The following is a 24,989-nucleotide window of genomic DNA, read 5'->3' as shown; positions in this document are numbered from 1 at the left end:
CAAAATACTCCAGATACCACAACCCCAACCAATCAAAATACTCCAGATACCACAACCCCAACTAATCAAAATACTCCAGATACCACAACCCCAACCAATCAAAATACTCCAGATACCACAACTCCAACTAATCAAAATACTCCAAAAACCACAACTCCAACTAATCAAAATACTCCAAAAAATACAAGCCCAAGAGGTCCCGTTCGAGGACGAGGATAAAACTAAAACTTCTTTGATTAGGCAAATCTGACGAAATAGTTGAGTAAAAATTCAGAATTCAGACTTCAAGCTAATTGAAATTTGAATTCTGAATTACTTTTAATAAATCCAAGCAAACTGAAAATTAAATATTTTGTAATAAACTTATAACTTATACAGTTAATGCAGCAGATTATGAGCAAGAGTGTGTATTACCGTAGTACTCTCAAGTTAGGATTAATCCCAATTGCTTTGCTTTTCTTACTTCAATTACGTGCTGTTGCCAAAACTACGGTTGAGCAAGAAATAAGGGAGAAGACAACAATTAGTCAATTGAACTCTCCTCCAGCGCAATCAAATTTTCCTAGCACTTCTGAGCGAATGATGCGTTTACTGCTCAGGCTTAAGCTTCCAGTGCAGCCAACCCCTTCTAACACTTTCAAGCAAAATATCCATTTACTACTCGTTCTTAAGCAACGAAGACTTTATATTTATCAAGGGAATATTTTACTAACCAGCTATCCAGTAGCTATTGGGAAACCAAAGTGGGAAACGCCTACAGGCAAATTTAAAGTGCTTAATATGGTTGAAAACCCACTTTGGGAAAATCCATTTGTTAGTTACACACAAGTTGTTCCCGCAGGTTTTCAGAATCCATTAGGAGAACGTTGGATCGGATTTTGGACTGATGGCAAAGACGAAATTGGGTTTCATGGCACTTATCAAAGAAATTCTGTAGGAAAAGCAATTTCTCATGGTTGTGTTCGGATGTATAACGAAGATGTGCGGAAATTGTTTAAAATAGTGACAATAGGAACTCCTGTAATTGTGGTTCCTTAAAGACACATAAATGCACATGAACAACTATAATTTATTTGTTATCACTGTTGTTCATTTATAATTTCATTTTATCATTCACTAACACTAACTTTTTGCGGCAAAAGATAAATACCCCCAGATATGAAAGTCAAGGCCACAGAGATCCAAAAGGCAATCAGAGAAGGAGTTTGCCAAACTTCACCTAGAGGTGCAATCAAAAGTGCGATCGCGACTATTTGACTAACAGTTTTGAGTTTACCCCAAATATTTGCCCCGGGAATCGTCGTTTGATTCACCCGCCAACCAGCGATCGCTAATTCCCGCGCTAAAATCAAAAACACTCCCCAAGCCGGAACTTTTCCTAGTTCAATAAAAACCATCAACGGCGATAGTACCAGAAATTTATCCACTAAGGGATCAAGAAACTTACCCAATTCACTAATTTGGTTGAGTTTCCGTGCTAAATAGCCGTCTAACCAATCAGTTAACGCTGCAACGATAAAAATCGCCAAACATATCCATCTAGCTTGTGGTGTGGGATTGTACAAGCCATAAAGCAGAAATGGTACACCTAGAAGACGAGAGAAAGTAATCCAGTTGGGTAAAGTCATGAAAAATTAAAAATTAACAAGTCTAAAGCAACAAGTAGCCAAGCAAATATGCAAAATCTATGCAGATTAGTGTATCTGAGTGTGCCTGCATGGGAAAATCTGTTTTCTGTAGCTCTCCTAAAACAATACTATGACTGAACACCCAGACTCCCAATTTCGCATCGAACGCGATTCGATGGGCGATCGCCAAATTTCTAGTAGCGTTTATTACGGCATTCAAACGCTACGAGCTATCGAAAACTTCCCCATTAGCGGTATTAAGCCTTTAGATACTTACGTAGATGGGGGATTAATAATTAAAAAAGCTACAGCAATTGTGAATGGAGAACTGAATTGCATTCCTGAAGATATTAGTCAGGCGATTGTCCAAGCAACTGATGAAATCTTAGCTGGGAAGTTCCGCGATCAATTTGTCGTGGATGTTTATCAGGCGGGTGCTGGAACATCCCACCACATGAATCTCAACGAAGTTTTAGCAAATCGCGCCTTAGAAATTCTTGGTGAAGAAAAGGGCAATTACAAACGTGTTAGTCCCAATGACCACGTTAATTATGGGCAGTCTACCAATGATGTGATTCCCACGGCAATTCGCATTGGTGGTTTATTGGCATTATCCAAGACACTGCACCCAGCAATAGATAGGGCGATCGCGTCTTTAGAAAACAAAGCTGTAGAATTTCAAGATATCGTCAAATCTGGCAGAACTCACTTGCAAGACGCTGTACCTGTGCGCTTGGGTGAGAATTTTCAGGCTTGGGCGCAAATCCTTACAGAACATCAAAACCGGATTTACACCGCCTCTGGTGATTTGATGGTGTTGGGTTTGGGAGGTAGTGCAGCCGGAACGGGGTTAAATACTCATCCTCTTTATCGCGCCCGTGTAGTGGAAGTTCTCTCAGAATTGATTGACACTCCCTTAGAACCAGCGCCTCATCTCATGGCTGCCATGCAAAGTATGGCACCATTTGTAAATGTTTCTGGTGCTTTACGCAACTTAGCGCAGGATTTAGCCAAAATCTCTCACGATTTGCGGCTAATGGATTCGGGGCCAAAAACTGGCTTCAAAGAAATTCAACTGCCTCCAGTGCAACCCGGTTCCTCGATTATGCCAGGGAAATATAACCCAGTGATGGCAGAGATGACATCAATGGTGTGTTTTCAGGTGATGGGTTACGACAGTGCGATCGCTTTAGCCGCACAAGCCGGACAATTGGAATTAAATGTGATGATGCCGCTGATTGCCTATAACCTGATTCACAGTATCGAAATTCTGGGTAATACCATCGCTGCACTCACCGAACGCTGCATTTCGGGAATTACTGCTTACCAGGAACGTTGTTTAGCATACGCCGAAGGCAGTTTAGCTTTAGTAACTGCACTAAATACCCACATCGGTTATTTAAATGCCGCTGCTGTCGCCAAAGAATCTTTAGAAACTGGTAAATCCCTGCGGCAGATTGTTTTAGAACGAGGATTAATGAGTGAAACAGACTTAGCCACAGTGTTAAATCTAGAACAAATGAGTGTTATCTTACCGCTTAGAACAGAATAATAGGGTATTGGGTATTGGGTACTGAGAAAGTATTCCTAAATATTTATTTCCTAGTCCCCAATCCCTAGTCCCTAGTCCCCAGTCCCCTATCTATCTATGCAGACTCAAAAACCATCTGTTAGTCTTATTCGGGCTACATCCTACGAAAGAGAGGCTTTACGGGAATCCTTAGTCATTCTCCTGGAACCTTTTGGAGGAATGGCAGCATTTGTGAAAAAAGGCGATCGCGTTTTACTCAAACCTAATCTACTTACAGGGATGCGTCCTGGTAAAGAGTGTATCACTCGTGCCGAACTAGTTTACGAAGTTGCCCAGATGGTAATTGAGGTTGGTGGTAAGCCATTTTTGGGCGATAGTCCTGCTTTTGGCAGTGCCAAGGGCGTAGCAGTGGCAAATGGTTATCTGCCTATTTTAGAAGAACTCAATCTTTTGATCATCGATTTTCACGGTCAGCGTTACCAAACTGTAAGTGACAATTTTAACCATCTGCGGCTGTCTAAAGAAGCAATGGAAGCTGACGTAGTGATTAACCTACCTAAAGTGAAATCACATATGCAGTTGACATTAACACTGGGCGTAAAAAACTTATTTGGTTGCGTCCCCGGCAAAATGAAAGCTTGGTGGCACATGGAAGCTGGAAAAGATGCGAATAGATTTGGTGAAATGTTAGTAGAAACTGCCAGGGCAATTAACCCTAACTTAACCATATTAGATGGCATCATCGGTCATGAAGGAAATGGTCCCAGTAATGGTGAACCTCGCCAACTGGGCATTTTAGCAGCTGCATCAGATATATTTGCTCTAGATCGGGCAATGGTAGAAATCCTCAATGTCCCTCCTGAACAAGTACCCACAGTTGCGGCTTCCCAAAGGCTAGGAGTTTGTCCAGAACTTGCTGCCATAGAGTTTCCGCATTTAAATCCTGACTTATTAAAAATAAAAGATTGGCAGCTACCAGACAAGTTAATGCCCATTGATTTTGGTATGCCCCGCGTAATTAAGTCTACGTTTAAGCATCTTTACACCCGATTTATCAAGGAACCAATGAGTGTTTATGGAAGAAACTAGGGACTAGTACCGCAAGGCGGAAGTCAAAATTCAAAATTCAAAAGTCAAAAGTATTCTCAGACTTTGCGCTATTTACGCGCCCGACGTATTAGGGACAAGGGAGATAAGCAAATACCCAATCCGGAATTTACAAGTGCAAACTTCGTTACAGCAATTTTATTTATTAGCCGAGTAATCTGTAATTACCCTCCGATTGCTTAACCAGACCGCCCTATTCTAGTTGGTGGCGGTTTTTTTAGCTGATTAATTTGTTATACAATTTCTCGGATTAGATTTTGATTTATCCAAAAAGTTATATGGTTTTAGGATCTGGAAATTGGGATTGGGTATTTTGTTCAGATATAAGCCAAGTCTGGCAATAACCCGCTACATGTTTATAGCAATTCACTAAAATAATGAAACAAATGTAAACCCTCAAAGCCTTGCTGCATCTAAGTTATTGAATTGCGTTAGCGCAGTGTAAAGCCTTATCTTCGAGAGGCTTCGCCAACAGCATAGCTTCGCTTAGAGCGAGTCCGCGTCCCTTGCGCGTCTCGTAGAGAGCGTCATTGCGAATTGCGAATTGTGAATTGGTATTACACCACTTTCTAAAACATTTTTCACTCTACCTATATATATAGGAATCCGGTTTGATTTTTGAACAAGGTTAGGTATTGTAGGCTGCGTTACGGATTTCATCCTAACGCACCATTTTTAAGGGTTTGGTGTCGTACTCTCCGTGCTAACACAACGCCAGTTGCTTCACTTGGGAAAACCCCTTCTCTACGAGACGCTTTGCGTTCACGTAGTGTCCTGTAGAGAAGGCGCTAGCCTCTTCCTTTGGGAGAAGACCGCACTGGCTCCCCTAAGTATCTGTTCAAAAATCAAATAGTAGTCCTATAGATTGACAAAATTACTGTGATATTACGTAGATTTTAAAATTGAAATTCGGAAATATTTGTTTAGTGGTATCACTGAATTCATGTTGGATAACACAATTGATGTATCTGTATTTATTCGGTAGTTAGAGTGGTTGCAAGCATCATTCCTACCAGTTTATTGTTTGTATCAAATATTTATGTGTATAACTACTGTAGAACAATCGAAAACACTGAATATATATCTGTGCTTGTGCGGTTTTGTGTCCTATATTACAAATTAGCAATTTAAGTAAAATGACCTTATCAAAGGCGTTGCAGGATGTTATAATCATGAAGTATCGGAAAAGTACATTTTGCTAATTAATCTTTAATCAGCTTTAATCAACAAAAAAAGTAATTTATGATGCTGTTAAAGTTGGCTTTGCGTATGCGATCCGTTACATCATACAGGGAAACATCTGAAAATATTAATCACCAAATAAAACATGATTTGTTTGCTTGTAACTTTGTATTAAGAATTCCATGTATAAAAAGGCTATTATGACAGTTGTAAAACTGGTTTAGTTTGTAGAATGGTAGACATTTTACAGTTTAAGAATAGCTAAAATAGCTTCAAGACTCTCGATCAGAGAGTAGACCTACACAGTGTTACGAAGAACTTCAATTTTGTATGAATTCAAATAGCCAGTCTGCCAATGCCGACACATATTCCCAACGTTTGGCAGACATTGTGGGAACTGCGATCGCTTTGTTAACTCTCACCCTACCGGTATTTGTTATTGCCCACTATTCTTCAACTAATGTTCAAAATAACCAGCAACCCCTGGTTCAAAACCTCAAAGCAAGTAGAGATTGATAAAGCTTTCCAGTAGCATTTTCCTAGCAGGAGAGCTACAAAAAAGGAGAAAACTAATTTTGAAACAACCTCTGTAGATATGGATCTAGTTGATCAGTAATAGGCTAAATCTGTATTGTCTGACTTTAAGTTTCAGTTGTATTGACACAATAGGGGCAGAGATCCCGCCAACAACAATCAAGGGCAGAGGATATCCATAATATCCTCTGGAAAAAAGCGTTGCTAAGTTTCCTGGCAACGCTTTTTCCATTTTTTGGCTAATTCAAGGGGACTGGGAAGCAGAGGAGAGAATCTTCTCCCCTGGCTTATGCCGTGGAATAAATACCTTGGGAAGAGATCCATATTGCCCTAAAATTCTACACGGGGAGCGAAGCTGACTGAGTGCCCCCATGATTCACTGTTACCGGAGGAGTTTTTTGTGGACTTATCTCGTATTCCTGCCCAACCGAAACCGGGTCTAATCAACGTTCTGATTGAAATTACTGGCGGAAGTAAAAATAAATACGAGTACGACAAGGAACTAGAAGCTTTTGCTCTAGACCGAGTACTTTATTCCTCGGTACAATATCCATATGACTACGGCTTTGTACCCAATACTTTAGCTGATGATGGCGATCCCCTAGATGGTATGGTCATAATTGACGAGCCAACCTTTCCAGGCTGTATTATTGCTGCACGACCGATTGGCTTCTTGGAGATGATTGACGGTGGCGATCGCGATGAGAAAATCCTTTGTGTTCCTGACAAAGATCCGCGCTACACTCAGGTAAAATCTCTGAAAGACGTAGCGCCACATCGCTTAGATGAAATTGCCGAATTTTTCCGTAGTTATAAAAATTTGGAAAAAAAGGTGACTGAAATTCTCGGTTGGCAAGATGTAGACAAGGTTGCAGCTTTAGTAGAAAAATCCGTTAAAGCTTATAGAGGATAATAGAGGAGTTAGGAGTTAGGAGTTAAGAGTTATGAATTTTTATTCCTAACTTCTGTACAGACGCGATTAATGAGCCAGCGTGTTGCGGGGGTTCCCCCCGTTGTAGTGACTGGCGTCGCGTCTGTACTCATAACTTTCGCTTGTTACGGATTGCAAAAACTGCCACCAAACCCAAATTAGAATGCAGCGTACTCTCCTTTTGGCAAAAATTCATAACTGCACCCTTACAGGGGCAAATATCAACTACGTGGGTAGTATCAGCATTGATGAAATCCTTTTGGAAAAAACTGGTATTTTACCTTACGAGCAAGTGCAAGTAGTTAATAGTGCCAACGGTCAGCGCTTTATTACTTATGCGATCCCGGCTCCAGCCCATTCAGGAATCATTGAGCTAAATGGGGGTGCGGCACGTCTAGGCATTATTGGCGATCGCTTGATTATAATGACTTACGGGCAGTTCACTCTAGAAGAGTTAAAAAGTTACTCTCCTACGGTAGTCATTGTGGACGAAAAAAACAGGCTGTTGGAAGTGCGGCGCTACGATGACCTGTTTATTAAGGTCTAATTTCAAGGAAAATGTCAAATTTTGAGTTGTCGGGTTCCCAGAGCTACATAGCTGAAAAGTCATCTACCCTGCCAAGTAGCCCAGCAGGTGAATTTATCGTGCAATTCTGGGGTGTAAGAGGTTTGATTGCCACCCCAAGTAGCAACACCAACCGCTATGGTGGTAATACAGCCTGTGTAGAAATGCATGTAGCTGGGAAACGCTTGATTTTTGATGGCGGTACTGGCTTACGCATACTGGGTAAAACTTGGCAACAAGTACAACAGCCACTAGAAGCCCATTTATTTTTTACCAACTGCCAATCAAATCGCATTCAAGGGTTTCCCTTTTTCGCTCCAGCATTTATCGTGGAAAATTGTTTTCATATTTACGGCATGGCTGCCTCAAATGGAGCCTCAATCAAACAATGTCTGTGCGACCAGATGCTCCAGCCACACTTTCCTTACCCTTTACAGGTAATGCAGTCGGAATTGCAGTTTTGCAATCTAACTCCAGATAGTCAGGTAAAGCTAGATGATATTACCATTACAACCGCATTAATTAATCAAACTCAGCGGTCAGTTGGCTACCGAGTTACTTGGCAAGAGTATAGTGTTGCCTACGTCACAGATTTGCACCAAAATGCTGATCAAGTGGAGCGAGAGCGGATTTTACAGTTCATTAAAGGCGTTGACTTGCTGATTGCCAATGCCACTTACACTCCTCCTACCTCTCACAACCATGACTCTGCTGATTTACTCTGGCAAGCTGCCGTGAATACCGCTTTGAATTCTGGCGTTAAACGGCTAGCCATTTCTCATCATCACCCAGATGACCATGATGATTTTCTTGACCAGGTTCAAGTCGATGTGAAATCTGCTTTTCCTCAAGCAATACTAGCCCATGAAGGTCTAGTATTAGCTGTTAGTAAGTGATTTAGACTTGTTGGTATAAGCGCATTAACTTAACGGAACTTAAACATTTTTGAGGCATAAACAAGTATTAAACCCATGTAGGGCAAAAAAATACACCAAAGGCTCAAAAGTGCTTGAAACCTCAATATTCAATAAATTAGTGCAGCACGGCCTAAATAAACCTACCATTCAAAATGGCGCAAGAGCAAGGAATATAATTATTTTGACTTTTGACTTTTGAATGAGTGACTTCCGCCTTGCGGTACTAGTCCAAACGATGCTAAAAGCTCTCTGTATACACGTTTGATAGTTTTTTCTTGCTACTTTTTGTCTAAGTCCCAGGCTAATAAACGAGGCGGGTCCTCACGGTGAGCATTCCCAGCCTCTGGCTGGGAACGAGAGAAAGGTTATTCTAGACTGGCTTTCAGCTTAAGTTGACACCTGTAACAGATATGCGACTCTATGAAGCATTTTGCAACTCGGCTGTGCGGACTGAAAGCTGCTGTGTTTGATTACCTCGTTGCACTTTCACCTGTAATACTTGACCAAGACGACTGTCTTCTACAACGTTTTGCAATTGTTCAGCACTGGTAATAGCTTTACCATCAACTTGCACAATTACATCCCCGCGCCGGATGCCCGCAGATGCAGCTGGAGAATTGGGGACAACTCGCATTACAAAAACACCATTAATTTCTGGTATTTGAATAGGAGAGTTAGGATCGGTGTTATTTTGCTTGGCAAGATCGGGTGTCAAAGTTACCATTTGCACGCCTAGATACGGGTGAGCAACTTTGCCACCACGTTGCAGTTGCGCGGCGATCGCTTTGGCTTTATCAATGGGAATCGCAAACCCAATACCCATCGCGTCAGGACGAATGGCTGTGTTAATACCAATCACTTCACCTTGGCCATTCAATAGTGGCCCGCCAGAGTTACCAGGGTTAATGGCGGCGTCTGTCTGAATGAAGTCCAAGCGTTTGTCACTAATACCGACTTGGGCGCTGGAACGTTTGAGGGTACTGACAATTCCCAAGGTAACGGTGTTATCAAATCCCAAAGGATTACCAACTGCGATCGCCCAGTCTCCAACCTGTACATTACTGGAGGAACCCAAGGGCGCGATTGGTAAATCGCTACCAGCGTTAATCTTGACTACTGCCAAATCTGTGATTTCATCAATGCCTTGAACTTTCCCTTCAAAGCTGCGGCCATCTTTGAGCCGGACTGTTACTTTATCAGCCTTATCGACCACATGAGCATTAGTTAGAACTAACCCGCTCTTGTCAATAATAAAACCTGAACCTAGACCGCGCAACTGCTGCTCAGAAGGCATCTGTTGGGGGGAACCGTCACCAAAAAACCGACGGAAAAAGGGGTCTTGAAAAAATGGATCAACGCTACGAGTAATTGTGCGCTCAGTATCAATCCGCACAACTGCTGTGCCCATACGATTCACTGCTGCTGTGACAAAGCTAGTGTTCCCGATAGCAGCAGTGGCTGGTGATTGCCGTTGGGCAATTAGATTTGAAGTATCTCCAGCAGTTACTGGGGGTGCTGGTTCGGCTTGGGAGGGCAACACTTGCAGGGTGCTAACTGTTAACACAACTCCTAGCGCGATCGCTAACACATGAGAACTGAGTTGACGTAAAGACCGGGATAATTTGGGAAATCGCATAATCACAACCTAATTTATAAGCTTAATTGTTGCTTAGTCGTGACAAATCTATTTACAGTTATTTTTACAAAATTGACGTTGGCTTTTTGTTTCAGGTTTCGCTTGCTCTTCCCAATACTGGGGTTAGGGCATTTTGCGAGTTACCTATAATCAACTTAATGGAAAATTTAACCCAAAAGCTATTATGGACATTTACCCTTTACAAGTTCGGTTTTTACCCATCAATAAAACTTTTGGATTGCTAATAATACTAGACGTTTCAAGGTAGTGACACCGATAAAAAAGAGATAGGGGATAGTGGACATCCATGCTCATTTTTAGTTCAAAACCTTGTCAGATGATGACTCTGGATGATGAACTAACTTTTGAATAAAATTTCATTTCGACTGGTTGCGCCTAGCTGGGGTAAAGAGTTTATGGCTGAGTGGGGAGTGATGGCAGCAGGAACGGCCAAAGGTAGTTGCAATTGTTTTACAACACTTTGCAATAGTTGGTCTTGTCCAGTCCGCAAACCCCAGACATTTGTCCCCCGGTTGATAATCGCAAACCAAACCAAACCGCGATCGCGTGTAGGCATCACTCCCGCTAAAGCGCTGACATCGCGGAGAGTGCCAGTTTTGATCACAGTCGCAAGGGGAATATGTCTGGCGTGTAGTGTCCCTCGGTGATCAAACCCAGACATCGGGAATAAGTCAGCTAGATTCAGTTGATGCGTAGATGCCTCAATTTGAATAGCCATCAACATCGCACAGATAGCCCTCGGTGAAATGCGATTTTCAGGGCCCAGTCCAGAACCATTGATTAACTGAATTTCCACTTGTGGCACCCTAGCAAGGTTAGCAGCGGTTGATTGTACTACAGTTGCTCCTCCCACTGAGTCTGCCAGCATCTGTGCCATATCGTTATTACTGTAAACGTTCATTTCCTTGAGCAGTTGCTTCAAGGGCAATGAGCGATGACGGAGTAACAAAGTTTGTTGAGGATTTGGCTGCGCCTCAACTTTCACCCCACCTGCAATCACGACTTGAGGCTTGGGCGTTCCCTTGGGCATAATTGAGTAGGTGTAAATAGCGGGGCGGCCCCAAGTCGCACGATTTAGTGTTTGCTTGAGCATTAGACCCGCCAGCATCGGCTGACGTTGGAAATTCATCGCAAAACTGCCAGTAATGATCAAATTTCCCTTTACCTGCTTGATGCCCATTTTATTGAGAGTATTACCAAGAGCGATCGCTTCTTCCCAAACAAACATCGGATCGCCACGGCCTGTAATCACCAAATCGCCCTGCACAACTCCATTTACCACTGGCCCAGTCACACTTACGAAAGTATCAAATTGGTAATCTGGCCCCCAAGTTTTCAAAGCAACTAGTGAAGTGGCTATTTTGGTTAAAGAGGCGGCTGGCAGAGGTGTCGTACCTTGGTGATTTGCCATCAGCATCGGCCCTGACTGCATCCAAATTCCCTGACTCTCAGCTAGATTTTGCGCCACCACTTTTGATGTTATGAGCTTTTTAAGATATTCCTGCACCTTAATTGCCCCAGCTGGATTGGGATCAGGGGCAAGAACCAAGCCAGGGCTACTTTGCCAAGTCAAAGCATCTAAGGCATCTAGAGGCTTGATTTGTACCCCGGCCATTTCTAACCAGAGCGACACCAAACCTGAACCCAATAATTCCAGCATGTTTTATTCCTCTGTTAGCATCTGATACGTTATTTCCTGTGCTAATATACAAGCTTTTTGACGATAATCAGTATTGAGTCATAATAACTGGTGTTTTTCTAATCTGTAAGTAGGGTGAATCATCTTGTTTTCGTGGCTCCTTTGACAATGCCAAAATGCCCATTGCTGATGAATATAGCCGCATGAGATTTTTGATAAAAATACTTATATAGACTTTTTGATATGGAGTGGCTCCCCATGAGCGACTAGCGTCGGTTGGGGGGCTCTTCGGTAAGGGGTGAATTCAAACCTTTCCCCTTTAACCGAACTGTATTATACCCTTCCCTTTGTTAATACTTACTTTCTTTCTGGATGCGCTGCATCCTCTGGTGAAGGATTACCCATCTGGTTAATTGTGGCAATCATCTGATACAAGCGCCCCAAGTCTCGTTGATTGAAGTACAAAGTCAGCCGGGGTAGTCCAACAGTTTCATCTTGTGCTTCTTGAGGTAATGCCTGACTTTTTTCAATCCGTCCTTGAATAATAATCTGGCTAAAATCAGCATTGAGTTGCTCTACCTGAGCGTCTGAGATATCTGTCTTCAGGCGAATGACTAATTTATCGCCTACATATCGACAGGAGTGATAAACCTGGTAAAAACGAGTAATGGCATCACAAGCCACATCCAAATTGTCTGTCACCGTGTAAAGGTTGGGGTCTTCAGGACTGACAAGACCATTTTGTACTAGTTGCTTATCAATGTATTCGCTCCAAGACCGCCAGTAATCACCACCAGGGCGATCGATTAAAACTAGAGGTACTGGGCCAAATTTACCAGTCTGGGTTAATGTCATGCATTCAAAAGCTTCATCTTGAGTGCCAAAACCTCCCGGAAATAAAGCTACTGCATCACTTTCTTTTAGCAAAAACAACTTGCGGGTAAAGAAATATTTGAAGTTAATTAGCTTGGGATCACCTTCTATAAACGGGTTCGCTTGCTGTTCAAAGGGTAACTGAATGTTTAATCCAAAGGAATTTTCTCGCCCAGCACCTTCGTGACCCGCCTGCATGATCCCGCCACCACCGCCTGTCATCACCATGAATCCTAATTGAGAAACAACGTGAGCAAACTCAAGGGCCATTTGGTACTCTGGTGTATCTGGCGCTAGACGAGCAGAACCGAAGACGGTGATTTTGCGAACGTGTCGGTAATTATAAAAGAGCTGGAAACCGCGCTCCATATCTGCTAGAGCCGCCGACAATATTTTCCAATCGAGACGCTCAATTTCGGTATCAGCTAGACGAACAATAGTCGCAAGTGCTTGCTGAATAAATTGCCGATTTTTTAATGTCGGTAAGCGAGCGATCAATTCAGCGATATCCGCCTGTAAAGACTCTAATGTGTCAAACGACGCAGATGAGGTCATGAGAACTGCTGCAACAATGGCATTATATTTTACGTGAACTACTCACACTCTAGCAAGCGGGACATACCCCTGTGATGTAGAGTTAGCATACTCAGAACTGGCTTTGAGGTAGTATTGCTCATTACTCAAGCTCAGATACCCATCTTTTGAGATTGGAACTCGGAAGATAATATTAAAATCTACCAATTTTAAGGCTTTTGGCTCTAACTTCTTGTGAGGTGGCCATCTTGCTTTTGGTTAGGGCAGGGCGAGACGCCCACCCTACAAGATTCGATAATTTATTTATTGGAAATCCTAAATCATTCTCCCCTGCTTTTGTGCTCCTATCTCTTCTCAACTTGGGAGCATCTACTTTTGGCAGAAATACTCAAATAGCTAATAAACCATTGAGATAAGCACAACGAACCGAGAGGATGTGATTGACACTTTCAACATTCCACTGTGCACCAGAAATTTTAATCCTGGCACCAATTTGTTTAATAGCAGATTCAACTGCTCCAGAACCAATAGAACACAGTTGTTCAGCTTGGTAATAGCTGTAGTTGACAATACGAGAGTGATGTTTGACGAGATAAGCGATGAAGTTCTTAGCTTGTTTGCCCCGACAATCATGAAATAAAGCTTTAGTTTCTTCTACTTGACCTTGCCATAAAAAAGTTTCAGCAGCTTTGAGTCGCTTTAAAGAACCACCAACTTTATAAGGATTTTCCTTGAGGTGATACCAATCCAATATTTGCCAACGCTGAAAATGCTCTGTTTTACCAAACTCTTTGACTAAATTCCACACACCGTCATCACCATCCCCCAAGCACACTAACGGGTTAACCAAATGCTGACTATTGACATAATCAACTAGTGATTGGTTGTCATCAAAAAATGCACCATAGTAAATCTCTTGCAGGCGAACGGTTTTATAGTCTCGCCAGTGACAGCCTGCTTTCGGTTGCCCCCTGAGTCGAACTTTTCCTCCATCTACACTGACTTCTGAAACTGCTTGTAATGCTAGCGGTAGTTGAAAATCTTGTTCGAGAACTAGTTTTTGTTGCGTTGAGTGACCAACTTTCACTCCTGTTAATGCCTCAATCTCAATTTCTGCTTTTTGATATGATTCATTTGCTGATAGCCTCAAACAACACTTTTGAAGTAATGGACTTAACCTACTTCTTGCCTTCAAACTCAGTCTTTGTAGCTGTTTGGCTTTAAGAGTCAATTCCCCTACTAGACTTTTTATTTTTCTGGTTTTACCAAATGATTGTTCCTGTTTTTTGTTCGATAAAAAAAGGGCTATTTCTGGGCTGACTAGTTCTAATACTTGACTGCGAACTGTTTTTTCTATGCCTTCGAGGTCTGTGAGCTTACTTTTGTCTGCTTCTTCATACAGCAGTGTTGACAATTCTTGTAAGCAGGCTTTGATCCGTTCTTCTTTCTCTTGGTTCATTGTCAGCGATCGCACAGGGTTATTTCCCTTTACATTTTCCCATAAGTGGTAAATCTTCCAAAACTGGATGCTCCCCTCAACTCAACCCCAACTCTTGCTTTCAGGCTTTTGGCAGATTCTTGGCTATATGCAGCATTTCACATCATTCAGTTTTGTATTTTCATCCCAGCAGATATCTCACTAAATCTTAAGTAACCAAATAGAATTAATTACATATTGATTCTTTGCTAGACAAGAATTTTAGCCTAGACTTTGTGTAATTAATTGTGTGTGACTACTTATCGCTGAAGTTTGCTCACTCAGGCAAGCATTTTTCTAAGAGAATGTTGTTCAACACTTTTGCGTAGTCGCAATATCAGCTACCGAGTAGCTGCTACTGATGTACAGAGATTCCTATTTTCTATGAGCTAAATAGTGGCTGCTGGCAATTACCAACTAACAGAACTTGACAGGCTGTTTTTGCTATCATTTCAGCAGTTGGGTTATCATCTGATGGTGTTCCCTCTGGTTGCTTTTGTAGGCTCCACAGCATCAGCCCGGCAGCATTCTTGTTAATAACAACCTGTGCCAAATTACGAACCTTTATCAGAGTGTAAACATTTCCACCCCAAGCTTCTGGCGGTACTGCCACTCCCATAACTACTTTGCCTTTGAAATAATTTTGATAAGCTGCTAAGGCTTCTTGAGGGTTGTAAGTGGTACCAGCATCATAGGACATGATATGCAGTTGGTCAATCATTTTACTTTCAGGTGAACGCAGCAAATTTAGCGTCATACCTGTCTTCTCGCCTTGGGGTTGAGCATTTGCCCATTGCCCTTCACCGTAAGCACCAATACTCCATACCGCAGCTGTTACCAAGTAAGGCTTGGGCAGAACTTGGCGAATTTGCCTGACAACACAACGGAACTCTGCATCAGATGTACAGGAAACCTTACCATTTGATGATAAACACTTGACATTGGTAGGTTCGTAATCAATATCAACCCCGTCAAATCCAAAGTCTTTGACGATATTAGCAATTACTTGAGGATTCATCTGAGCAAAATTTGTGTAAGTTTGTCCACCTACTGCCACTAATACTTTAGTTTTGGGGTTATATTTTTTTAACAAGGTAATTGCATCTTTCACTACTTTGCCATCTGCCGCGAATTGTAACCCCGTTCCCGTGAAATTATAGCTACCCTTTGTATAAGTTGCATTAGGCTGTATGAAAGACACAATTACCCTATTCACATAAGGAGCTATATTTGCTAGTTGAATCTGTTGTGGGTTATTTGTCCATGGTTCTGACCAACTCTGGTAGTAGCCAACAAAGGTTTTTTCGCTTTTTTGAGCGTATGCTAAACCAACTCCCCCTGAACTTGACAATATTAAAGAAAAATAGACAGTGCTTAATAACAAAAATAATAAATATGCGAACTTCATCAAGAATGAGTTTTTCTTAATTTTTAAAGAGACAATGAATTGTGAAGTATTTCGGAAAAATTTTTTGGGTGTCATCTGAAAGTTGCTCATAGATAATTTAATTATATTAGGTTTAAGCACAGGAACTTTGATAGCAACAAAAAAACGGGATAAGGCTGAAAACTATTACTTTGTCACAGCAACTTTAGTAGGTAGACCGATAAAGAAATAGGGAAGTAGGAAGATAAGAAAAAATCAACTCCCCTATTACCCCATTAACTTCGCAAAATTACTGTGATCTCCCCCTAGTTCCTCTACTTTTTCTGGTCATTTCAGCGATTATTTCTATAACACCGCCAGCCAAGACACAAATGATTGCATAGCTAATTGGATAGCTAATTGTATCAGCTGTGTTTCGGTCGAACCTAGCTTCAAACATTGGAAGAAAAATTTCCCGAACTGATGGTAATACTAACCAAGTGATAACAAAAGCTAGCGCTGCTAAGAAATTTTTATGCCATTTGCGACTCATGTGATTACTACAGAATAGACGACAATATAAACCAACAAAAATCGCGCAAATAAATTCTGCCCAATTAGCAGATACTGTATAGTCTTTAACAATTGGATAAATGATGTTGGGACTGAGGAACATCAAAAATAAACCGATAAAAACACCGACGATAGAACCCTTTAACGCTTGTTCAGACAACAATTTGAAAAATCTAATTATATAATTTGTCTGAGTCTGATACAAATCACGTCCAGCTTGACCAATTTGACCATTGTTATTAGTCTTGTCAGCTTCGAGGTTTTGAGAATTATTGAATGGAGGTTTGTTCTTCATAATCTATCCTCATTATATTTATGTTCTGAAAACATTTACTTAGAGGATGTTTAAAAAGTTATTGGCTAAAGAATTTGCTACTATACAAAGAAATTCACCTACGTGAAAAAATAAAAAATTAGGAGTTTCAGAACTAACGTAATCGGGTTTTTCTGTGTAACCGCAATTTCTAATCGCCAGAATACATTAAAATCAACTTTTAAAACATCTTCTTATTAAACTTATTAAAGTGAAACAAGACTTTTTGCTGCAATTCCTAACCAAGGAGCTAATTGTTTAGCAATTGGTTCTAACTTTTGCCAAAGCCCTTGACCTGCTCCTAAAGTTTCGTTAGCTTCTTTTAGAGCTTGAGTGGCTTTTTGTAAACTTTTTATTGCAGTATTTTTGTCTGGTTGTTCTTCTTGAACTGCGTCTTTTGCGTAGTCTATATGTTTCAGGGCTTGTTTCTTTTGCTTGTCGGGTAAATCTGAATAACTAAATAAAGATTGAATTTTTTCTATGAGTTCAACAACCTCTGTGAGAGATAATTGTTCCTCCAAACCACCCTGAGTATTGTACTGATTTTGATTCAGGTCACCACCAGCTTGTCCGATTTGCCCTGAATTACTACCACCATTGAAAACAATTGATTGCGGAGGCTTTTCTTGTGTCATAGTCTGAGGTAATTTAGTTTCAAGTTCTGACTGTTTGCGTTCTTTGATATTGTCTTCAATATGAAAAGAAGACCGCCGTCTTGCTTTAAGCTGTGGGGTTGAATATTCTGGAATACCCTGTAAGTCAATAGAAGCACGACCAACTTCAAAACATTCTTCATAGGGTCTGCCAGCAAACAGCGCATCATAAAATCCAATAGCAAACTCAATCGCTGCGACATCCCCAATCGCCTGATTCATACCCACCAGATAATCAATATGTTGGTGAATTGCCTCCGCTTGGACTTGTGAATAACACGCATTCAGCAAAACACACTCTATTTGGCTCTGAAACAACCCAAATAACCTTGCTAAAGATTCTGTACTTACTAATTGCATTTGCCCAGAATTATTTTCCAAGGCTAAACCTTCAATTCCAGAACCATGTCCCGAAAAATGAACAATAATTGGTTGATGTTCCAACAAAGCACGACGCAGGTCTTCAACTCGCACTGCTAGAAACGTAACAATTTGAAATTGTTCTCGATTTTGGGATTGTTTTAGAGCCGCCTGAATTCCCCGCACCTCTTCATCTAGGCGTAGGTGATTTGTGTTCTTTGGATTTGCTGATAAAATTAAAATTTTTTTCATGTTGATACTTTTTGTTTACAATACTTAATAGCGGTAAGTCAAATCAACTTATACAGAAACGCATTACGCATTTAAGGGATGTCTGAAAAGTTGTGAAGAAGGGATTTTAATCACATCAGTTGCTGGAGTAGCAATCAACCCAACACGCTAGGAAGTAAAACTACAATTCGCTTAATCTTAATCTTCATTTTGAAAAGAAGATATTCCAGAATTTTACAGAAATTTATTTTTTTATCAGGAGTAGCTAACGCGATGTGCAACTTATTCTTGGAACGCCTCTCCAAACCTTTCCCCACTCCTGAGAGGCATTGATTTTTGCTCCCCTTTCTTACTAGGGAAGCTGGGTGGTTTCATACGAAAAAAGAAAAATACATAAGTCTTGATTTCTCGTTTTGTGTCCAGGCTTTTTCCCTCACTTCCACTCCTCTCCCCCACAGGGGGAGAGGCTCTGAAACCTAGTTTTAGTTTTTCTCTGCTTGTATGAAACCACCCTGCCCTTTCTTACTAGGGAAGGGGTTGGGGGTTGGGTTTGAGAGAAAGTTGCACATGACGTTAGCTAGCTACTGAATATAAATTTAAAAATACATCTTTAGATAGTTGTATATTAAATAGCCACCTTTTTTATTTTATTTAAGGATTACCGAAACCTCTGCCAGGTTTGCGATAAACGCTTGTTCATTCGCTGGGACTCGTGTAATTACTAGTTATTTAGGTCTAGTGTAAAATTTGGGGTTGATGGGTGTGGGAAGAATAACGTAGACGCGCAGCGGCTTGCCGCAGGCTACCGCAGAGGCGCAGAGGACACGGAGGAAGAGAAAAGGCGATCGCATCGTGCTAGTAATTAGACATTTGCTGTTTGTGAGTTAATCATTCAGGGTAATAATACTCATATTTTGAGATTGAAACTCGGAAGTTGATGTTTAGAACGCGAAAGGTGGTGTTCAGAACTTGGCTTTTCCCCTTCCCCTGATCTCAATTCAATCCCAGTTCTTCTTTCAACGCCTCCGGTACATTAACTGCTGTCTCTAATCCCCGCACATCTTCCCACTGCTGCTTTTTACCCCAGGTCATTTTTTCCATATTGGCGTCGCTGAGGTCTGCACCACCCAGAATGGCATAACTTAGGTTGCTGTGGCTGAGATCCGCACCATTGAGGATAGCACCACTAAGGTTACTGCCACTGAGGTTAGCACTGTTAAGGTTGGCATAACTGAGGTCCGTACCGAACAGGATCGCGTCGGTGAGGTCAGCACCACTGAGGTCGGCGTCGTTGAGAATTACGCCGCTAAGGTCGGCTTCGTTAAGAATCACACGACTCAGGTCTACGCCGCTGAGGTCAGCGCCTAAGAACATTGCACCGTTAAGTCTGGCATTGTTAAGCTTGGCACCGTTGAGTTTGGCGTAGCTGAGGTCGGCGGCGACAAGGATGGCGTCGCTGAGGTTGGTACTGAAAAGAATTGTGTCACTGAGGTTAGTACCATTGAGGATTGCATGACTCAAATCAGCGCCACTGAGGTCGGCGCGGCAGAGGTCGGCATGGTTAAGGCTGACGCTGCTGAGGTTGGCTTCACTCAAATTTGCACCGAAGAGGATGGCGTTGCTGAGGTCAGCATGGCTAAGGTTGGTGCTGCTGAGGTCGGCGCGACTGAGGTCGGCGCGACTAAGGTCGGCGCGGCTAAGGTTAGTACTGCTAAGGTCGGCGCGGTTGAGGTCGGCGCGGCTAAGGTTGGCACAGCTAAGGTTAGCACCAGTCAGGTTGGTGCTGCTGAGGTCAGCACCGCTGAGGTTAGCACCGCTGAAGTTGGCACCGCTAAGGTTGGCATCGCCGAGGTTGGCACCGCTAAGGTTGGCACCGCTGAAGTTTACACCCGTTAAGTTGGCATCGCCGAGATAAGCACGACTGAGGTCGGCACAGCTAAAGTCTGCTCCGGTGAGGTTGGCATCGCCCAGGTAAGCATTCCTAAAGTTGCCGCCTTTGAGGAATTGCCCGACTATACTACTAAAGTTGCCAATTTCCAGGGCATCACTATAGTTGATGATCCGTAGTAGTTGGGATGTGAAAAAATTGTCTGTGTCCGGTTGAGCAGATGGATAGAAGGTGATTTTTTGTTTGAGTTCATCTCGCTGTTGGGCGTAGCGGTGTAACTCTAGCAGTAAAATCAGTACGTTCAGCCCTGTATATATGTCTACCTGTCTCAGCCCAAGAGCAATATTTTGTGCTGCCAGCTTTAACCTTGTTTTCTGAAGTAGGTTCTCATCTAATGTTCCATCAATAAATTCTCCTTGACACCAGCGACGATAAAAATCTTCTAGCCGCCAGAAAAGCAGTTCTGGGCGAATTTTTTTACTCATTACAACCAATTCTCTTAGTTGGTTGACTATTTCTGGTTTCAGCGCCCCATTCCCTAGTAAATCATAAATCTCTTTATGCATCTGGCGATCGCACACTCTAAAACAAAAGCCGGAGGGTAGTGTGCCCGATGTCTGATCGTCTATCTTAAAAGTCAAACCGCTCCTTAATATTGTCCATTTTTCTAAGCTTTTTTGCAGTCTTTGAGACCATAAATCTTCCTGCAAATTATCTTGAGCAAATTTAACACTTTTGTCTGGTTCTTTAATACTTTTTCTTAAAGGTAAAACTGCTTCGGTTTGTGGCGATGTGGTCTTTGGCATCTCTTGCAACCTTGTACCCTTCACATAATTTCTCAGCAACTGCCAGACTTGAGATAAATATGTTGACATTTCTGTGTCCGTTGTTACATTTAAATTACTATTTTGATAATGCCCAACTAAAAATTTTTCTGTGCTAGTTTGCTTCTCATTGCCAACAATCAATAGTATCAATAAATACTACACGAAAAATCTCATGCGTTAGTGATGTCTGTCTTGAAAAGTGACGCTCCTGCGTCGCTCTAAGCGTACCCTTGCTCTTAAGCAAGCTACGCGTTAGCGTCTCGTAGAGAAGCTATGCCGTAGGCTTTACGCTGCGCTAACAGTTCGCCTTGAGCGCCTCTAGAGTAAGCGATCGCTGGCTGCTAAACATGGCTTTATACTCAAATTGCGTGTAGTACTTATGTACCATGCGTAAGTCCTGTTTTCATGACGATGGCCTATACCGACGGCATTCCTGGAGGGTGGCTGATCGCTAACCCGTTGTAACCTCAAGTTTTTTCTCCTAATACAAATAAAGTGTCATCAGAAAAATTCTTTCAAAAATCAAGTAATTTTCCAGTTTTGGCTAATTTGTTATGCTTTTTTCCCAAATATTTACTAGTCTGATGTAAAAATAATACTTACTATTTGTGAGAGACACAATTGTTAAAAAAATCCTCCAGTACAACAGTGTAACAAAGCTGAAAAATCGCAACTAAAATTGAAGTCTAAAGTTTGCTGCTTGATATAAAGTAGCTCAGAGAATCGGCAAAAAGCAGGCTACATAGCTTTGTAAAAGTTAAAAATTAACTACAGGATAGTTATCAGGGAATGGATACAATGAATAGATTAACCTTTTATATGATTTTGTTACATGGTTTGTTTTTAGGAATAGCAACGGCTAGCGCCAAGTCACCGTTTGTTAACATTGATCCAGATTTGTCAGTCAACCATAAAGCTGTGCAGGTTGTAGAAGCCTTGGTTACAGCCAGAAGTGGAGAGAAATCCAATAGTCAGTTAACGACAGAAACTTCTTCAACTAAAATCTCAGCCTTATCGCTAAATAATATCAATATTTCCCCAAAACAGAGGCTACCATCAGGGCAAGTTTGGGTGGTTAATCAAAATAAACACGCACAGCCTCAACCGTTTTTTTGGGTAGTAAAAGACCTGAAAAAAGCGGGACAGCAACCATTTTTGCAACTTGCCAAAACCCCAGACAAACCCAATTCAAAGCCTAATTCTAGTGCTAAACCATCAGCAAAGGACGATTTAGAGCCGTTTGATGAAGTAATCAAAGACACCCAAAAGTCAGGAGGATTGTTCACCCTTTATCGCAATAAAGAAAAGAATAAAATTTATCTAGAAATTAAGCCAGAGCAACTCAATAAAAATTATCTAGCTACGGCAACGCTGGAATCAGGCATTGGCGAACGGGGTATTTACAGCGGTATGCCTTTGCAAGATTTTTTGTTTTATTTCCAGCGGGTGGATGATAAATTAAATTTTGTGATTCGCAATGTCAATTTTCGCACTCGTGAGGGAGATCCTCAAGTGCGATCGCTGACGCGATCATTTAGTGACTCTGTTCTCTACACCATTTCTATTAAAAGCATTCATCCAAAACGCAAAACTATTCTCATCGACTTGGGCGATTTGTTACTGACAGACTTAGCTGGATTATCTGTAAGTTTAGGAGTTCCAGAAACCACTGACCAGTCCTATTTTGGTACTGCTAAAGCTTTTCCCCAAAACTTAGAAATTGAGTCAGTTTTGAATTTTTCTAGTGGCGCTGGCCACGAGAGTGAAATACCAAGCTTTGCGTCGCTACCTGACAACCGTGGCTTTACCCTGCGCGTCCACTACAGTCTCTCTCAACTACCTGATAAAGATTATCGCCCGCGCCTTGCTGACGATCGCGTCGGCTATTTCATCACCGCCTACCAAGATTTATCCAAAGACGACGATCGCGGCGATTCTTTTGTCCGCTACATCAATCGCTGGCATTTGGAAAAACAAGACCCAAAAGCAGTAATTTCTCCCCCCAAAAAACCGATTGTCTTTTGGATTGATAACGCTGTGCCTTTAGAGTACCGCGATGCGATAAAAGAAGGCGTCCTGATGTGGAATAAAGCCTTTCTGAAAGCGGGATTCAAGGATGCAATTGAAGTCCGCCAAATGCCAGATAACGCTACATGGGACCCAGCAGATGTTCGTTACAACACGATTCGCTGGATTAACACAGTCGATGGTTATTTTGCAATGGGGCCATCCCGCGTTAACCCATTAACTGGGGAAATTTTGGATGCACACATTCTCGTAGATGCCAGCTTTGTGCGGCTACTCAAGAATGAGTATCGCAAAATTGTCCAACCTAGCGAAACGCAAAATCGCACTACTTTATCAGCTTTGATGCAAAATCGTCTACTTTGCGCCAATGGTTTAGATGCCAAAAACAATGGTGTACCCCAGCAGATGCAAGACCAACAAGGATTGTTAAGTCGTTTATCGAAAATGGCAGGCGAGTATGATTTATGCTACGGGATGGAAGCTGCTAACCAGTTTGCCTTTGGTTCACTGGCAATGTCACTGCTGCCTGATACCATGGCCACTCCAGACCAGGTGAAAGAATATATCAATCAGTATTTACGTTTAATCATCGCTCACGAAGTTGGACATACTCTTGGTTTACGCCATAACTTCCGTGGTAGTACACTGCTACCCCCACAGGAGATGAATAATACGGAAATTACCAAAACTCAAGGTCTAACAACTTCCGTAATGGACTACATTCCCCCAAATATCGCTCCTCAAGGTACAAAACAGGGAGATTATTTTCCCAGCATGGTGGGGCCTTATGATGAATGGGCGATTAAGTACGGCTACATGCCAATTCAGACATCAACTCCCATAGCGGAAAAGCCAATTTTGGAGCAAATTGCTGCACAATCCTACAAACCAGAGTTAAGTTATTCCACAGATGAAGATGTGTATGACCTTGACCCAACTGCTGATGCTTGGGATAACAGCAGCAATGTACTACTTTATTCTCAGTGGCAATTGAATAATTCGCGGGTGATGTGGGAACGTCTTAATCAGCGTTACCCACTGGCTGGTGATAGTTACACCGATGTGAGCGAACGTTTTAGCACAGTATTGGGTAACTATTTTCAGCAAATATACTACACTACAAAATATATTGGGGGACAGTCTTTCTATCGCATTCACCCTAGCGAAATCCCCTCTGGAGTTAGCCAACACCGATTACCATTTGAACCAGTACCAGTTGAAGAACAACGGCAAGCTTTAGAGACGCTGCAAAAGTATGTGTTTGCAGAAAATGCCCTGAGTTTTTCACCAGAACTACTAAATAAATTAGCACCTTCCCGTTGGCGACATTGGGGTAGTTCTCCGCAAGTTGGTCGTTTGGATTTTCCAATTCATGACTTGGTGCTATTCATGCAAGGTTCTGTGTTGCGGGATTTACTCTCAAGCGATCGCCTCTCTCGCCTCAAGGATATTGAACTCAAAACGAAGCCAGAAAATGCACTGACTCTGCCGGAACTCTTTGACACTTTGCAATCAGATATCTGGACAGAAGTAATCAAACCAAAGGGTAAACCAATGAAGATTTCTAGTTTACGGCGAGGCTTGCAGCGGCAATATCTGGACATCTTGAGTGGTATGGTGTTGCGAAAAGAATCTGTTCCAGAAGATGCTCGCACTTTGGCTTGGTATAAACTCAAACAACTAGATGAGAAACTCAAGGGGGTTAATTCCGAGGATGAATACACCAAAGCGCACTTACTAGAAACGCGCGATCGCATTGAGAAAGTCTTGAATGCACCGTTGCAAGGGAATTAAAAAAGTTAGGAGTGATCAGTGAGGAGTGAGGAGTTAATAGTAAAATTTTTAACTCCTAACTCCTCTTCTTCTTTCATGATTTTGGCAAAATGAAATTGTCCGATGGCAGATTTAGATAAATATCAAAAGTGGATTCGTCAATTATTTACAGAATATGCTCAACGTGCCTCCTCTAATAATGAAATTGAAGCTCAAACAATTTTTGACGGAAAACAAGACCATTACCAAATGATATATATTAGACCTCTTGCAAAAATAAATTATGGTACGATAGTAGGTTTGAAAAATTTGCTTTCTATCTCTATCAGACATCCTAATGAGGTAACAAAACTTCTCTGTATAGATTCTGATATGGATTTTTTCTAGAACCTCTAATCACAC

Annotated in this window: 19 protein-coding genes; 10 read left to right on the top strand and 9 right to left on the bottom strand. The window is 41.8% G+C overall.

Annotation, left to right across the window (positions count from 1 at the left end):
- Together V7L29_RS10300 and V7L29_RS10295 are read left to right on the top strand one after the other, a co-directional pair.
- Nucleotides 1-219: hypothetical protein (locus V7L29_RS10300; RefSeq protein ID WP_334735374.1), on the top strand; the 219-nt coding region annotated here is incomplete at its 5' end.
- Nucleotides 220-393: 174 nt separating this feature from the next.
- The gene (locus tag V7L29_RS10295) at nucleotides 394-1,038 is read left to right on the top strand and encodes a L,D-transpeptidase (RefSeq protein WP_334693962.1); all 645 of its coding nucleotides are present in this window, start codon (nucleotides 394-396) and stop codon (nucleotides 1,036-1,038) included.
- Between the two features lie 71 nt (nucleotides 1,039-1,109).
- Here the strand turns inward: V7L29_RS10295 and pgsA are convergent, their stop codons facing one another.
- Nucleotides 1,110-1,628, bottom strand: a complete 519-nt coding sequence (gene pgsA, locus V7L29_RS10290; protein WP_334693961.1) for a CDP-diacylglycerol--glycerol-3-phosphate 3-phosphatidyltransferase — start codon at nucleotides 1,626-1,628, stop codon at nucleotides 1,110-1,112.
- A 130-nt stretch (nucleotides 1,629-1,758) separates the two neighbouring features.
- Here pgsA and V7L29_RS10285 point away from each other — a divergent pair, with 130 nt between their 5' ends.
- The 6 genes from V7L29_RS10285 to V7L29_RS10260 all read left to right on the top strand — a co-directional run bounded on the left by V7L29_RS10285 (nucleotide 1,759) and on the right by V7L29_RS10260 (nucleotide 8,374).
- Nucleotides 1,759-3,180, top strand: a complete 1,422-nt coding sequence (locus tag V7L29_RS10285; protein ID WP_334735373.1) for an aspartate ammonia-lyase — start codon at nucleotides 1,759-1,761, stop codon at nucleotides 3,178-3,180.
- Between the two features lie 96 nt (nucleotides 3,181-3,276).
- On the top strand, nucleotides 3,277-4,248 hold the full coding sequence (locus tag V7L29_RS10280; RefSeq protein WP_334693959.1) for a DUF362 domain-containing protein: 972 nt from the start codon (nucleotides 3,277-3,279) through the stop codon (nucleotides 4,246-4,248).
- A gap of 1,530 nt (nucleotides 4,249-5,778) precedes the next feature.
- Nucleotides 5,779-5,964, top strand: coding sequence for a hypothetical protein (locus V7L29_RS10275; RefSeq protein ID WP_334693957.1), 186 nt, complete (start codon nucleotides 5,779-5,781; stop codon nucleotides 5,962-5,964).
- Between the two features lie 418 nt (nucleotides 5,965-6,382).
- Nucleotides 6,383-6,895 (top strand): inorganic diphosphatase, encoded by a 513-nt coding sequence (locus tag V7L29_RS10270; protein WP_094349222.1) that lies wholly within the window; start codon nucleotides 6,383-6,385, stop codon nucleotides 6,893-6,895.
- Nucleotides 6,896-7,076: 181 nt separating this feature from the next.
- Entirely contained in the window at nucleotides 7,077-7,460 is a 384-nt protein-coding gene (gene panD, locus V7L29_RS10265) for an aspartate 1-decarboxylase (RefSeq protein ID WP_334693956.1), read from the top strand.
- Between the two features lie 11 nt (nucleotides 7,461-7,471).
- The gene (locus tag V7L29_RS10260; RefSeq protein ID WP_334735372.1) at nucleotides 7,472-8,374 is read left to right on the top strand and encodes an MBL fold metallo-hydrolase; all 903 of its coding nucleotides are present in this window, start codon (nucleotides 7,472-7,474) and stop codon (nucleotides 8,372-8,374) included.
- Between the two features lie 439 nt (nucleotides 8,375-8,813).
- Here the strand turns inward: V7L29_RS10260 and V7L29_RS10255 are convergent, their stop codons facing one another.
- From V7L29_RS10255 to V7L29_RS10220, 8 genes are all read right to left on the bottom strand, one after another.
- Entirely contained in the window at nucleotides 8,814-10,031 is a 1,218-nt protein-coding gene (locus V7L29_RS10255) for an HhoA/HhoB/HtrA family serine endopeptidase (RefSeq protein ID WP_334735371.1), read from the bottom strand.
- A gap of 358 nt (nucleotides 10,032-10,389) precedes the next feature.
- On the bottom strand, nucleotides 10,390-11,712 hold the full coding sequence (locus V7L29_RS10250; RefSeq protein ID WP_334735370.1) for a D-alanyl-D-alanine carboxypeptidase: 1,323 nt from the start codon (nucleotides 11,710-11,712) through the stop codon (nucleotides 10,390-10,392).
- A gap of 336 nt (nucleotides 11,713-12,048) precedes the next feature.
- On the bottom strand, nucleotides 12,049-13,119 hold the full coding sequence (locus V7L29_RS10245) for an LOG family protein (protein WP_334735369.1): 1,071 nt from the start codon (nucleotides 13,117-13,119) through the stop codon (nucleotides 12,049-12,051).
- A gap of 367 nt (nucleotides 13,120-13,486) precedes the next feature.
- Nucleotides 13,487-14,557 carry an ISKra4 family transposase gene (locus V7L29_RS10240; protein WP_334735375.1) on the bottom strand — a complete coding sequence of 357 codons (1,071 nt, stop codon included), beginning with the start codon at nucleotides 14,555-14,557 and terminating at the stop codon, nucleotides 13,487-13,489.
- Nucleotides 14,558-14,957: 400 nt separating this feature from the next.
- A complete protein-coding gene (locus V7L29_RS10235; RefSeq protein ID WP_334735368.1) occupies nucleotides 14,958-15,926 on the bottom strand; it encodes a glycoside hydrolase family 18 protein in 969 nt (322 codons plus the stop codon).
- A gap of 325 nt (nucleotides 15,927-16,251) precedes the next feature.
- Entirely contained in the window at nucleotides 16,252-16,809 is a 558-nt protein-coding gene (locus tag V7L29_RS10230) for a hypothetical protein (protein ID WP_334735367.1), read from the bottom strand.
- A 224-nt stretch (nucleotides 16,810-17,033) separates the two neighbouring features.
- Complete coding sequence (locus tag V7L29_RS10225; protein ID WP_334693505.1) at nucleotides 17,034-18,092, bottom strand: CHAT domain-containing protein; 1,059 nt, start codon at nucleotides 18,090-18,092, stop codon at nucleotides 17,034-17,036.
- A 972-nt stretch (nucleotides 18,093-19,064) separates the two neighbouring features.
- Complete coding sequence (locus V7L29_RS10220) at nucleotides 19,065-20,834, bottom strand: pentapeptide repeat-containing protein (RefSeq protein WP_334693504.1); 1,770 nt, start codon at nucleotides 20,832-20,834, stop codon at nucleotides 19,065-19,067.
- A gap of 750 nt (nucleotides 20,835-21,584) precedes the next feature.
- Between V7L29_RS10220 and V7L29_RS10215 the strand changes: the two genes are divergently transcribed.
- Both V7L29_RS10215 and V7L29_RS10210 read left to right on the top strand, forming a co-directional pair.
- A complete protein-coding gene (locus tag V7L29_RS10215; protein WP_334735366.1) occupies nucleotides 21,585-24,608 on the top strand; it encodes a zinc-dependent metalloprotease in 3,024 nt (1,007 codons plus the stop codon).
- A gap of 102 nt (nucleotides 24,609-24,710) precedes the next feature.
- Complete coding sequence (locus V7L29_RS10210; protein ID WP_334693502.1) at nucleotides 24,711-24,974, top strand: element excision factor XisI family protein; 264 nt, start codon at nucleotides 24,711-24,713, stop codon at nucleotides 24,972-24,974.
- Nucleotides 24,975-24,989 lie beyond the last annotated feature (15 nt).

The sequence above is a fragment of the Nostoc sp. genome (assembly GCF_036916575.1).
Lineage (GTDB): Bacteria > Cyanobacteriota > Cyanobacteriia > Cyanobacteriales > Nostocaceae > Nostoc.
The sequence above is the reverse complement of the archived record's forward strand: the minus strand, read 5'-3'. Positions and strand labels throughout refer to the sequence as shown.

Bases quoted from the DNA above. Each gene is read 5' to 3' on its own strand.
- V7L29_RS10295 (WP_334693962.1), top strand. From the start codon at position 394: ATGAGCAAGAGTGTGTATTACCGTAGTACTCTCAAGTTAGGATTAATC.
- pgsA (WP_334693961.1), bottom strand. From the start codon at position 1,628: ATGACTTTACCCAACTGGATTACTTTCTCTCGTCTTCTAGGTGTACCA.
- V7L29_RS10285 (WP_334735373.1), top strand. From the start codon at position 1,759: ATGACTGAACACCCAGACTCCCAATTTCGCATCGAACGCGATTCGATG.
- V7L29_RS10280 (WP_334693959.1), top strand. From the start codon at position 3,277: ATGCAGACTCAAAAACCATCTGTTAGTCTTATTCGGGCTACATCCTAC.
- V7L29_RS10275 (WP_334693957.1), top strand. From the start codon at position 5,779: ATGAATTCAAATAGCCAGTCTGCCAATGCCGACACATATTCCCAACGT.
- panD (WP_334693956.1), top strand. From the start codon at position 7,077: ATGCAGCGTACTCTCCTTTTGGCAAAAATTCATAACTGCACCCTTACA.
- V7L29_RS10260 (WP_334735372.1), top strand. From the start codon at position 7,472: ATGTCAAATTTTGAGTTGTCGGGTTCCCAGAGCTACATAGCTGAAAAG.
- V7L29_RS10255 (WP_334735371.1), bottom strand. From the start codon at position 10,031: ATGCGATTTCCCAAATTATCCCGGTCTTTACGTCAACTCAGTTCTCAT.
- V7L29_RS10250 (WP_334735370.1), bottom strand. From the start codon at position 11,712: ATGCTGGAATTATTGGGTTCAGGTTTGGTGTCGCTCTGGTTAGAAATG.
- V7L29_RS10245 (WP_334735369.1), bottom strand. From the start codon at position 13,119: ATGACCTCATCTGCGTCGTTTGACACATTAGAGTCTTTACAGGCGGAT.
- V7L29_RS10240 (WP_334735375.1), bottom strand. From the start codon at position 14,557: ATGAACCAAGAGAAAGAAGAACGGATCAAAGCCTGCTTACAAGAATTG.
- V7L29_RS10230 (WP_334735367.1), bottom strand. From the start codon at position 16,809: ATGAAGAACAAACCTCCATTCAATAATTCTCAAAACCTCGAAGCTGAC.
- V7L29_RS10225 (WP_334693505.1), bottom strand. From the start codon at position 18,092: ATGAAAAAAATTTTAATTTTATCAGCAAATCCAAAGAACACAAATCAC.
- V7L29_RS10220 (WP_334693504.1), bottom strand. From the start codon at position 20,834: ATGTCAACATATTTATCTCAAGTCTGGCAGTTGCTGAGAAATTATGTG.
- V7L29_RS10215 (WP_334735366.1), top strand. From the start codon at position 21,585: ATGAATAGATTAACCTTTTATATGATTTTGTTACATGGTTTGTTTTTA.
- V7L29_RS10210 (WP_334693502.1), top strand. From the start codon at position 24,711: ATGGCAGATTTAGATAAATATCAAAAGTGGATTCGTCAATTATTTACA.